At 71.1% G+C, this 10603-nt stretch carries 12 protein-coding genes; 5 read left to right on the top strand and 7 right to left on the bottom strand.

Features of this window, described 5'->3' with window-relative positions:
- The 3 genes from QR78_RS30020 to fliL form a co-directional block, all read right to left on the bottom strand.
- A partial coding sequence (locus QR78_RS30020) for a DUF6468 domain-containing protein (RefSeq protein WP_048431289.1) occupies positions 1 to 247 on the bottom strand: 247 nt, incomplete at its 3' end.
- A gap of 63 nt (positions 248 to 310) precedes the next feature.
- Entirely contained in the window at positions 311 to 1525 is a 1215-nt protein-coding gene (gene fliM, locus QR78_RS30015) for a flagellar motor switch protein FliM (RefSeq protein ID WP_048431288.1), read from the bottom strand.
- A 27-nt stretch (positions 1526 to 1552) separates the two neighbouring features.
- Entirely contained in the window at positions 1553 to 2062 is a 510-nt protein-coding gene (gene fliL / locus QR78_RS30010) for a flagellar basal body-associated protein FliL (protein ID WP_048431287.1), read from the bottom strand.
- Positions 2063 to 2342: 280 nt separating this feature from the next.
- Here fliL and flgF point away from each other — a divergent pair, with 280 nt between their 5' ends.
- The 4 genes from flgF to flgH are packed head-to-tail and all read left to right on the top strand — an operon-like array spanning position 2343 to position 5719.
- Entirely contained in the window at positions 2343 to 3089 is a 747-nt protein-coding gene (flgF, locus tag QR78_RS30005; RefSeq protein WP_048431286.1) for a flagellar basal-body rod protein FlgF, read from the top strand.
- A 15-nt stretch (positions 3090 to 3104) separates the two neighbouring features.
- Positions 3105 to 3896, top strand: a complete 792-nt coding sequence (gene flgG / locus QR78_RS30000) for a flagellar basal-body rod protein FlgG (protein ID WP_048431285.1) — start codon at positions 3105 to 3107, stop codon at positions 3894 to 3896.
- An 8-nt stretch (positions 3897 to 3904) separates the two neighbouring features.
- Positions 3905 to 4969: a flagellar basal body P-ring formation chaperone FlgA gene (gene flgA / locus QR78_RS29995; RefSeq protein WP_048431284.1), complete on the top strand. Its 1065-nt coding sequence runs from the start codon at positions 3905 to 3907 to the stop codon at positions 4967 to 4969.
- 12 nt (positions 4970 to 4981) lie between these two features.
- Positions 4982 to 5719 carry a flagellar basal body L-ring protein FlgH gene (gene flgH / locus QR78_RS29990; protein WP_048431283.1) on the top strand — a complete coding sequence of 246 codons (738 nt, stop codon included), beginning with the start codon at positions 4982 to 4984 and terminating at the stop codon, positions 5717 to 5719.
- A 395-nt stretch (positions 5720 to 6114) separates the two neighbouring features.
- On the opposite strand, the gene dksA is transcribed toward flgH, so the two are convergent.
- The 4 genes from dksA to QR78_RS29970 form a co-directional block, all read right to left on the bottom strand.
- Positions 6115 to 6534, bottom strand: coding sequence for an RNA polymerase-binding protein DksA (gene dksA / locus QR78_RS29985; RefSeq protein ID WP_048431282.1), 420 nt, complete (start codon positions 6532 to 6534; stop codon positions 6115 to 6117).
- Positions 6535 to 6692: 158 nt separating this feature from the next.
- Complete coding sequence (locus QR78_RS29980) at positions 6693 to 7730, bottom strand: hypothetical protein (RefSeq protein WP_053221168.1); 1038 nt, start codon at positions 7728 to 7730, stop codon at positions 6693 to 6695.
- A 12-nt stretch (positions 7731 to 7742) separates the two neighbouring features.
- Positions 7743 to 9119, bottom strand: coding sequence for an MBOAT family O-acyltransferase (locus QR78_RS29975; RefSeq protein WP_048431281.1), 1377 nt, complete (start codon positions 9117 to 9119; stop codon positions 7743 to 7745).
- 192 nt (positions 9120 to 9311) lie between these two features.
- Entirely contained in the window at positions 9312 to 9728 is a 417-nt protein-coding gene (locus QR78_RS29970; RefSeq protein WP_048431280.1) for a flagellar assembly protein FliX, read from the bottom strand.
- Between the two features lie 234 nt (positions 9729 to 9962).
- Between QR78_RS29970 and QR78_RS29965 the strand changes: the two genes are divergently transcribed.
- Positions 9963 to 10603: flagellar basal body P-ring protein FlgI (locus QR78_RS29965; RefSeq protein ID WP_048431279.1), on the top strand; the 641-nt coding region annotated here is incomplete at its 3' end.

Here is a 10603-nt window from a genome sequence, read left to right as displayed (position 1 = left end):
TGCGCTCGGCGACGCGCAGGCGCTCGGCCAGGGTGCGGTCGCATTCGGCGAGGGTGCTGCGCAGGCCGGCGATCGCCCGCTCGGCGGATTCCGTCGCCATCATCAGGTCGCCGATGGTCTGGCGCATCGCCGCCTCGTCGCCCTTGAGGCGGGTGATGCGGCGGCCGAGCCCGACCGACGTACTGATGCAGGCGACGAGGAGGACCGCGACCAGGAGGTCGGCCAGGATGCTGACGATCAGGCTCACGACGCGGCCTCGCTCCGGGTTGTCGGCGACGGGATGGACGGGATGGCGGGGACGGACATCGGCCTAGCCGTCCTTGCGGTTCTGCATCGAGGCCTCGAAGGCCGCGAAGGTGGTGCGCGAGCGGCGCAGGGGCCGCGTCACCTGCACGGCGATCGAGTCGTCGAGCCGGCCGATCCGGCCCTGCGTCGTCGCCCAGTCGCCGCAGCGCAGGGTGATGAGGTCGGCGGGCTTGGCATCGAACATGATGGTGTCGCCGACCTCCAGCGACAGGACCCGGCGCAGCGGCAGCGACATCTCGTGCAGCACCGCCTCGACCGCGACGTCGGCCTGGAAGATCTCGGTGGCGAGGTGGCCTTCCCAGATGTGGTCGCGGCCGAGCTTCTCGCCCATGAAGCTCTGGAGCAGCAGGTCGCGGATCGGCTCGATCGTGGCGTAGGGGAACAGGATCTGGAGGAGGCCGCCGCGGCCTTCCATGTCGAGCTTGAGGTCGATCAGGATCGCGGCGTTGGCCGGCCGGGTGATGGTGGCGAAGCGCGGGTTGGTCTCGATCCGGTCGATGAGGAAGCGCACCGGCGAGAGCGGCTGGAACGAGGCTTCGAGGTCGCCCAGGATGATCTCGACCATCCGGCGCACGAGCTGCATCTCGATCGGCGTGAACGGCCGCCCGTCGAGGCGGATGCTGGTGCCGCCGCGCTTGCCGCCGAGCAGCAGGTCGAGGGTCGAGTAGGCGAGGTTCGACTCGACCGTCACGAGGCCCGAATTCTCCCAGGTATCGGCCCGGAAGACGCCGAGCAGGGTCGGCAGCGGGATCGCGTTCAGGTAGTCGCCGAAGCGCACCGAGGTGATGTTGTCGAGGGTGACCTCGACGTTGTCCTGGAAGAAGTTGCGCAGGCTCGTCGACAGCAACCGGATCATCCGGTCGAAGACGATCTCGAGCATCGGCAGGCGCTCGTACGAGACGACGCCCGAATCGACGATGGCCCGGATGCCGCCCGCGCCCGAGGCCGAGAGCTCGCGCAGCGAGAACCCGAGGACCTGGTCGATCTCCTCCTGGTTCAGGATGCGGTCGTTGCCGGCGAGCTCGGGGAGGTTCTCGCTCTCCCCCTCGTCGATCATGTTGGCCCATTCGGCCGCCATGTCGCTCGCCTGGGTGGCGGTGCCCTGCTCGGCGAGCGCCGCGCCCCATTCGTCGGCGAGCGAAGCATCGCCGCCGCCGCCCTGCTCGATCAGAGCGGCGGCCCAGTCGTCGTCGTCGATCGTGTCGTCGGGTCCGGCCACGGAAGCACCAAATCCTGCGAGTGAGGCCTACTGGATGATGAAGTCCTTGAAGAGCACCGCGTCGACCTTGGCGGGATAGACCGCCACGTTGACCCGGCGCAGCAGTTCCTCGCGCAGGCGGTAGGTGCCGCCGGCGGCCTCGAAGTCGCCGACGCGCAGCTCGCGCACGAAGACCTGGAACGTGTCCTCGACCCGCGGCATCAGGGGCTGGACCTCGGCCGCGACCTTTGAATCGCGTACCTCGAGGGCGACCTTCAGGCGCACGAAGCGCGGCTGGGTCTGCCCGGGCTCGGGCATCAGGTTCACGTTCATCTCGCGCACGTCCATGAACGCGACCGGGAGCTTCTGCTCGGCGGCCGGCTTCTCGGCATGCGCGGCGCGGCTGCGCATCACCATGAAGCCGCCGCCGGCGCCCGCCAGCACCAGCACCGCGGCGCCGATCATGATCAGCTTCTTCTTGCCGCCGCCGGGGGCCGCGGCCTCCTGGCCCTCGGCCTCGCCTTCGCCCGCCGGCGCCTTCTTCGGCTTCTTGGCCATCGCCCGCCGCCCAAACCCTTGGAGAGACCCGTTGCCGGGACAGGGCGGCAGAATGCGAGAAGACGGTTAACGTGCCGTTAAGGCGGCAAATTCTGCCGGGTCGAACCTGCCGGGTCGGCACGAAACGACCCGCCCGGGCCGACCCGGCAATTAACCAAGCATTTGCCTTAACAGCAGAAATCCCGGCGGCCCGGCCTGGCACGGCCCCTGCGATCGTCACTCCGGGTCCGCCGCTGGGGAGCGGGGTGGCCCGCCACCACGCATCGTCGGGGAGTAGCCGGTGCAGAATGCTCAGTTGATCGGGCTCTCGTCCCAGATGGCCCTCGGGCGCGAGCTCGAGGTCATCGCCAACAACATGGCCAACGTCACCACGACGGGCTTCAAGGCGCGCTCGATGCGCTTCCAGGAATACCTGATGCCGAAGGCGAGCGCGGAGACCTTCCAGCGCCCCGACCGGCGTCTGTCCTACGTCATCGATTCCGGCACGCCGCTCGACCTGTCGCAGGGGCCGATCGAGGCGACCGGCAACCCGCTCAACGCGGCGATCCGCGGGGATGCGTTCTTCGCGGTGCAGACGCCGCAGGGCGAGCGCTACACCCGCAACGGCGCCTTCGAGCTGAACGCGCAGGGCCAGATCGTGACGAGCGACGGCTATCCCGTCCTCGGCGAGGGCGGTCCGATCCAGATCGGCCAGCAGGAGACCGGCCTCGGCCTCGGGCCGGACGGCACCGTGTCCACCAACCAGGGCACCCGCGGTAAGCTGCGCCTCGTCACCTTCGCCAACCCGCAAGGCCTGACGAATGCCGGGTCGAACCTCTATTCCTCGACCACGCCGGCGCAACCTGCGGGCCCGCAGGGGCGGATCGAGCCCGGCGCGCTCGAGCGCTCGAACGTCCGCCCGGTGCTCGCGATGAGCCGGATGCTGGAGGTGAACCGCACCTACCAGCTCGTCTCCGACACGGTGTCGCGGCTCGATTCCCTGCGCGGCCAGGCGATCCAGCGCCTCGCCGACGTCGGCAACGCGTAAACGGGAGCCTGAACGATGCGCGCGCTCTACGCCGCCGCCACCGGCATGGCGGCCCAGGAACTCAACGTCCAGGTCATCTCGAACAACATCGCGAACCTGCGCACCACCGGCTACAAGCGCCAGCAGGCGCATTTCCAGGATCTGCTCTACCAGAACCTGCGCCGGGCCGGCACCGCGACCTCGGACCAGAACAACCAGCTGCCGGCGGGCCTCGCCATCGGCTCGGGCGTGAAGACCACCTCGACCGCACGGGTGATGTCGCAGGGCACCCTGACCTCGACCGAGAAGACCTACGACATCGCCGTGCGCGGCGAGGGCTTCTTCCAGGTCACGATGCCGGACGGGCGGACCTCGTATACCCGCGACGGGTCGTTCGACCTCGATGCGCAGGGACAGATCGTCACCCGCGAGGGCTACCTGATGAACCCGAACATCACGGTGCCCAACAACGCCACCGCCGTCACGATCAGCGCCTCGGGCATCGTGCAGGCGCAGATCCCGGGCCAGACCGCGCCGCAGAACCTCGGCCAGATCCAGATGGCGCGGTTCGTCAACAAGGTCGGCCTCGAATCGATCGGCGACAACCTGTTCGTCGAGACCCTGGCCTCGGGCCCGGCGATCACCGGCAATCCCGGCACCGACGGGTTCGGCAACCTGCAGCAGAGCTACCTCGAAGAGGCCAACGTCAACGCGGTCTCGGAGATCTCCTCGCTGATCGCCGCGCAGCGCGCCTACGAGATGAACTCGAAGGTCGTGACCGCCGCCGACCAGATGCTCTCCACCACCTCGCAGATGTTCCGCGGATGAGCGCCCCGATGACTCCCGCCCTGACCCGCGCCGCTCTTCCCGCCCCCGCGGCCCGCCGGGCGCTTTTGGGCCCCGGCATCCTGTCGCGCACCGCCCTGACGCTGGTGGCGTTCGGGCTCCTCACCCTGCCGGTCCTGGCCGTCGAGGCCCCGCGCCTCGCGATCAAGGGCGACATCACCGCCGAGCGCGACGTGATCACGCTGGGCGACCTCGTCTCCGGCGCCCCCCCGGCGCTCGCCCAGAAGGCGCTGTTCCGGGCTCCCGCCCTCGGCACCTCCGGCACCATCCAGGTCCGGCGCATCGTCGAGGCCACCGCCGGCCTCGGGCTCGACGCGCCGGAGAGCGGCGGCCGGCTCCAGATCTCGGTCCAGCGCGCGGCCCGCCGCATCGGCGCTCCGGAGATCGAGGGCGCCGTGAAGGCGGTGCTCGCCAAGCAGCGCGGCTTCGACATCGGCTTCGTCACCATCGCGTTCGACGGTGAGGCGCCGGTCCTGACCGTGCCGCCGGACCTCGCGAGCCCGGTGACCGCGCAGGAGGTGACCTACGATCCCCGCAGCCGCCGCGTCACCGCGCTGGTGGTGGTGGGCGAGCGCCAGTCCTCGCTGCGCGTCGCCGGCTCGCTCGTCGAGATGGCCGACGTCGCGGTGCTGACCCGCGCCGTCGCCCGCGGCGAGACCCTGAACGCCGCCGACGTCGCGGTGGAGCGCCGCCCGCGCGACGGCCTGCCGGCCGACGTCGCGGCCGACCCGGCCGCCTTCCTGGGCCAGGTGGCGCAGAAGGCCCTCGGCGCCGGCACGGCCCTGCGCGCCGGCGAACTCACCCGGCCCGACCTCGTCGCCCGCGGCGAGGCGGTGACCATCGTGTACGAGACCCCGGGCGTCGCCCTGGCCCTGCGCGGCCAGGCCCGCGAGGGCGGTCCCCTCGGGGCGGTGATCGGGGTGGTGAACCCGGTCTCCAAGAAGGTGATCCAGGCCACCGTGATCGGCCCGGGCCGCGTCACCGTGGCGCCGATCGTGCCGGTGACGGCGGCGGCTCCGGCCGCCCCGGCCCGGCTCGCCGCGGCCCAGCCGTGAGGAGGGATTGAGATGATCGCTCTCCGCCTCGCCCTGGTCGGCCTCGCCGGCGCGCTGCTCGCCGGCTGCAACACCGTCGACCGCCTCCAGAACATCGGCGCGCAGCCGGTGCTCTCGGCGATCGAGGATCCGACCGCCCAGCCGGGCTACCGCCCGGTGCGGCTGCCGATGCCGGACGTCCAGCCGGTCTCCTACGCGTCGAACTCGCTGTGGCGCACCGGCTCGCGCGCCTTCTTCAAGGACCAGCGCGCCGCCAAGGTCGGCGACCTCGTCACGGTGAAGATCAACGTCACCGACAAGGCCAACCTCAACAACGAGACCAAGCGCTCGCGCTCGAACAGCGAATCGTTCGGGATGCCCAACGCCTTCGGCCTCGAGACCAAGACCAAGCTCCTCGCCGGCCTGGACCCGGCGAAGATGCTCACCACCGACGCTACCACCACCAACGACGGCGCCGGCTCGGTGCAGCGGGCCGAGACGGTGACTACCAACGTGGCGGCGATCGTCACGCAGGTGCTGCCGAACGGCAACCTGGTGCTGGAAGGCCGCCAGGAGATCCGCATCAACTTCGAGGTGCGCGAGCTGATCGTCGGCGGCGTGGTGCGGCCGGAGGACATCGAGTCCGACAACACGATCGATTCGAGCAAGATCGCCCAGGCCCGCATCGCCTATGGCGGCCGCGGCCAGATCACCGACGTCCAGCAGCCCCGCTACGGCCAGCAGTTCCTGGATATCGTGCTGCCGTTCTAGAGCATTTTCCGACGAAGTGGATGCCGGTTCGTCGCAGAAAATGCGCTGAAACAAAGACTGAGAGAGCTTCGCGATTGCAACGCGATCGTGACGCGCTCGAGCGAACGGTTGCCGTTCTGAGGAACGATGCCGTTCGCGAGAACGGCACCCCAGAGGATCCCGCACCGGGGGGCACGCTCCCCCCTTGAGTCTCCCGGTCGCGGCGCGGCCCCGGCACTTCCCGCCGGGGCCGCTCTCGTTTCGCGAGGCCGATCGAGCCGTGACTGCAACGCGAACGGCCGGGAAACCGGCTCACGCCGTCCCGGCCGTTACGTCTTCGTTCTTGAAGAAAAACGCTCCACGGCCTGCCCCTCGACCCTCCCGCTTCCCGGAGAGGGCTCACGGGCGTGCCGCCCTCAATCGTCCCGGTAGACCCGCTCGCGCCGCTCGTGGCGCTCCTGGGCCTCCAGCGACAGGGTCGCGATCGGGCGGGCCTCCAGGCGCTTGAGCGAGATCGGCTCGCCGGTCTCCTCGCAGTAACCGTAGGACCCGTCCTCGATGCGGGAGAGCGCGGCGTCGATCTTGGCGATCAGCTTGCGCTGCCGGTCGCGGGCACGCAGCTCGATCGCCCGATCGGTCTCGGACGAGGCGCGGTCGGTCAGATCGGGATGATTCTCGTTCTCGCTCTGCAACGCCACCAGGGTATCCTGGGCTTCGCGCAGAATGTCCTGCTTCCAACCCTGAAGCTTGCGGCGGAAATACTCCCGCTGGCGCTCGTTCATGAAGGGCTCGGCGTCACTGGGGGCATAGCCCTCCTCGATCACGATCTTCGCCATCGCGCCCCTCGATAACAAATGTTGTCAAGACCGCGGCCGATGTCCTGGCCGTGGCCCACTTGGCGCTGCCCTATAATAGAGGCTGCACGCCACCACAATCTCTGAAGGGAGATACGCAAGGAGCGGACCAGGGACGGCGGCGCCCTGCGGCAAACGTGTCACGGTCGTGGAGCTTCTGTTCCCCTCTCCGGCGACGCCCGGAGTGCGGCAGCGATATCGGCCTCGATCCGCCGGGCGAGCGGCTGACGGTAATGGGTAGCGTCGAAGAACAGGGCGGGGTCGCGCGATTCGGGCCGGTCGCCGGACCAGTCGACGACGCGGCCCCGCGGCGCCACGGCTGCCGCGAGGGCCGCGCGGCAGGCGGCGCTCGCGGCAGCCCGGGGCGTGCCCGGCCGGTCCCGGGCCGGAGCGTGGACGGGCGGGAAGAGCACGACGAGCCGGGTCGCGGGATCGAGGCCCCGCGCCAGGGCGCGCAGGCGTTCGGCCGCCGGGAAGGCGGGTCCGCCCGAGCCGGGGTCGGGGTCGTCCGGGGCGCGCCGGGTGCGGAACCCCTCCCAGCCCGGTCCGTCGGGAGCGCCGAGGGCGAGGTAGTCCGGCTCGTAATCCCAGTAGCCGTCCGGCACCGCCCGGCGGGGGGCCTTGCGCAGGGCCCAGCCGATGCGGTTGACCACCTCGGCGGCGACGCGGATGCGCAGGAGCCCGCGCAGGTAGCCCATCTCGCCGTCGGCGAGCAGCCAGGACGGGAAGGGCTTCAGGGGCGGCAAGGCCGGATCGCCCGTGCACCAGGCCGAATCGACCCCGAGCACCAGGGCCCGCGCGTGCGGATGGTGGCGCAGGAAGTACTCGGCGACGAGGAGCTGCTCGCCCGGACCGGTGCCCGGCACCGCGAGCTGCACGAACGGGAGGCCGGTGGCCTCGCGCAGGCGCGACGGCGAGACGAGCTGGATGTGCGAGTTGCCGACGATCGCCGCCGTGAAGGCCGGGTCGCGGCCCCGGCTCGCCGTCGCGGTGCGCGGTCCCTGCGGGCGCACGCCGTCGCGGGCGAGGAGCCGCGGGCGGCCGGTGTCGTAGGGATCGACCGCCAGCGCCAGGGCGAGATAGCCGGCGAGCAGGAGGCCGGTCGCCGCCACGAGGGTGACGGCGAAGCGGCGCCAGGCGGCTGGCGCGGGATCGGCGACCGAGGGGTCAGCGCGCATCGGATCGGCCCCTCAGAACTGGAAGTAGATGAACTCGTAATTGGCGTCGTCGCCGATGCGCAGCAGCACCGCGACGAGGAGCACCGCGAAGGCGATCGCCAGGGCCGGCCGGGGCGGCAGGCGGTGGACCGCCGCCCAGGTCGTCGGGCCGACGACCGCCACCAGGGCGCCCGGCAGGAGCGCCCGCCACTTGAAGCCGTGGCCGACCGGCGCGAGGCCGACGAGCCCCTTGAACACCGCGACCGCCGCCTCGAAGCTGGTGGCGCGAAACAGCACCCAGGTCAGGGCCACGAAGACGAAGGTCAGGGCCCAGCCCAGCAGCGCCGGCATCGGCAGCCCGGCCCGGCGCCACAGCAGGCCGATCCCGAGCCCGGCGCCGTGCGCCGCCCCCCAGGCGACGAAGGTGAGGCCGGCGCCGTGCCACAGGCCGCCGAGCGTCATGGTGGCGAAGAGCGCGGCGAGCTGGACCGCGAGGCCATGGCGGTTGCCGCCGAGCGGGATGTAGAGGTAGTCGCGCAGGAAGCGCGACAGGGTCATGTGCCAGCGCCGCCAGAAATCCTGCAGAGACGTGGCGCGGTAGGGCACGTCGAAGTTCTGCGGCAGCACGATCCCGAACAGCAGCGCCAGCCCGAGCGCCATGTCGGTGTAGCCCGAGAAGTCGAAGTAGATCTGGAACGTGAAGGCGAGCGTGCCCTGCCAGGCCTCGACGACGCTCACCACCTTGCCCTCGGCGGCGGCCTGGAACACCGGATTGGCGTAGGCCGCCAGCGGATCGCCGAGAAACACCTTCTTGGCGAGCCCGAGGCAGAGCAGCATCAGCCCGCGGCCGAACCGCTCGGCGGCGTCCGGCCGGGCATAGGGCTTCTCGTCGAACTGGTGGAGGATCTCGCTCCAGCGCACCAGCGGACCGGCGAGCACCTGGGGGAAGAACGCGATGTAGAGGGCGTAGCGCGTGAGGGTCATCTGCGGCGCCCGGCCGGCGCGCAGGTCGGTGAGGTACATCACGTGGTGGAAGGTGAAGAACGAGATGCCGAGCGGCAGCGCGAGGCTCGGCCGCGGCAGGTCGTGCAGCCCCGGCAGGACCGACGCGAGGCCGGCCAGGAACCCGGCATACTTGAACAGGGCCAGCACCGCGAGGTTGGCGGCGATGGCGAGCGGGATCAGCAGCACCGCGCGGCTCTGCCCGAACCACCGCGCCACGAGCCAGTTCAGCCCGATCGAGGCGACGAGCAGCGGCACGAAGCGCGGGTCCCACCAGCCGTAGAAGACCAGCGACAGCACGACGAGGAGCGGCAGCCGCCAGGCCGGGCGGTGCAGCGCCACGAGCCCGTGCAGCGCGAGCGCGACCGGCAGGAAGCCGAACAGGAACGGAAAGGAATTGAACAGCATCGCGGCCGGTGTGTCGCCGACATCACGGCGACAAGACGGCCGCCTGTCTTCAAGCGGGCGCCGTTGTGGGAGATCGGGGGAGGTGCGTCAACGGCCGGGCCGGCACGGGACCCTGCGCCGCCCGCGCCTCCACCGTGGCGCGGTGTCCCGGAAGCGCGCTCGGCCGGCCCGCCACGCAGGCGACGACTTTCCTCAGCCCGCCGCCACCTCGAGCTTGGCCAGCTCGACCTGCGCCCGCAGCTCGATATGGCCGATCAGGTCGTCGAGGCGCGGGTCGCCGGTGCTGCCGTTGCGCTCGGCGAGGCGGCCGGCGATGGCCCGCAGCTCGCTCGTCTCGACCCGGCCGCCGAGCAGCGCCGCCTTGAGACGGTCGAGGGCGTCGAGGATGTCGTGGCCGCGCTTCGTCGCCCGGCGGCGGCGGTCGGCGGAGATCTCGTCCTGGCACTGGAGGGTCAGGATCGCGCTCAGGCCCGCGAGCGGCACCGCGCCGCCGGCGCTGGTGGGGCCGCGCGCCGCTTCCATCCCGAGGGAGAACACGCCGCCTGCCGGCAGGGAGCGCGGCCCGGCTCCCGACAGGGGAGCGGCCGCAAGGCGGGTGTCGACACGCATGGGATGGGGTCCGGGTCACGGGTCTTCGGTGTGCGGCATGAACCTCGCCCGGGTATGGTGAACGCGCCGTAAACGAGGCGGCAGAACTTGCCGCCGGGCGAAAACGACCGGGCCCGGATCGCCCCCCCGGCGCCCCGGACGGCAACGGATCGGTAACCTTACCAAAGACTTACGCCTGGGATCGACGCTGGCACGGTCCTGGCAACGGCGGGTTCCGAGTTTCGGGACACCGTCATGCGCCTCCGCCTTCTCGCCCTCGCCTGCCTCTCCTGCCTCCTGCCGGGCCTGCTGCTCGCGGCCGGCCCCGCCCTCGCCCTGTCGCGGGTGAAGGACCTCGCCAGCGTCGAGGGGATGCGGACCAACCAGCTCATCGGCTACGGCATCGTCGTCGGCCTCAACGGCACCGGCGACACGCTGAACAACGCGCCCTTCACCAAGCAGTCGGTGCAGGCGATGCTGGAGCGGCTGGGCGTCAACACCCGGGGCGCCACCATGCGCACCGCCAACCTCGCCGCCGTGATGGTGACGGCGAACCTGCCGCCCTTCGCCGCTCAAGGCACGCGGATCGACGTCACGGTGTCCTCGCTCGGCGACGCCAAGTCGCTCCAGGGCGGCACGCTGCTGGTGACGCCGCTGCTCGCCGCCGACGGCGAGGCCTATGCGGTGGCGCAAGGATCGCTCGCCATCGCGGGCTTCCAGGCCGAGGGCGACGCGGCCAAGATCACCCGCGGCGTGCCGACCAACGGCCGCATCGCCAACGGCGCGGTGATCGAGCGCGAGATCGCCTTCAAGCTCAACGAGCAGAAGTGCCTGCGGCTGTCCCTGCGCAACCCGGACTTCACCACCTCGAAGCGGATCGCCGCGGCGATCAACGA

The organism is Methylobacterium indicum (genome assembly GCF_001043895.1).
Taxonomy (GTDB): domain Bacteria; phylum Pseudomonadota; class Alphaproteobacteria; order Rhizobiales; family Beijerinckiaceae; genus Methylobacterium; species Methylobacterium indicum.
This window is presented reverse-complemented; position numbering and strand designations above follow the sequence as displayed.

Bases quoted from the DNA above. Each gene is read 5' to 3' on its own strand.
- fliL (WP_048431287.1), bottom strand. From the start codon at position 2,062: ATGGCCAAGAAGCCGAAGAAGGCGCCGGCGGGCGAAGGCGAGGCCGAG.
- flgG (WP_048431285.1), top strand. From the start codon at position 3,105: ATGCGCGCGCTCTACGCCGCCGCCACCGGCATGGCGGCCCAGGAACTC.
- flgA (WP_048431284.1), top strand. From the start codon at position 3,905: ATGACTCCCGCCCTGACCCGCGCCGCTCTTCCCGCCCCCGCGGCCCGC.
- flgH (WP_048431283.1), top strand. From the start codon at position 4,982: ATGATCGCTCTCCGCCTCGCCCTGGTCGGCCTCGCCGGCGCGCTGCTC.
- dksA (WP_048431282.1), bottom strand. From the start codon at position 6,534: ATGGCGAAGATCGTGATCGAGGAGGGCTATGCCCCCAGTGACGCCGAG.
- QR78_RS29980 (WP_053221168.1), bottom strand. From the start codon at position 7,730: ATGCGCGCTGACCCCTCGGTCGCCGATCCCGCGCCAGCCGCCTGGCGC.
- QR78_RS29975 (WP_048431281.1), bottom strand. From the start codon at position 9,119: ATGCTGTTCAATTCCTTTCCGTTCCTGTTCGGCTTCCTGCCGGTCGCG.
- QR78_RS29970 (WP_048431280.1), bottom strand. From the start codon at position 9,728: ATGCGTGTCGACACCCGCCTTGCGGCCGCTCCCCTGTCGGGAGCCGGG.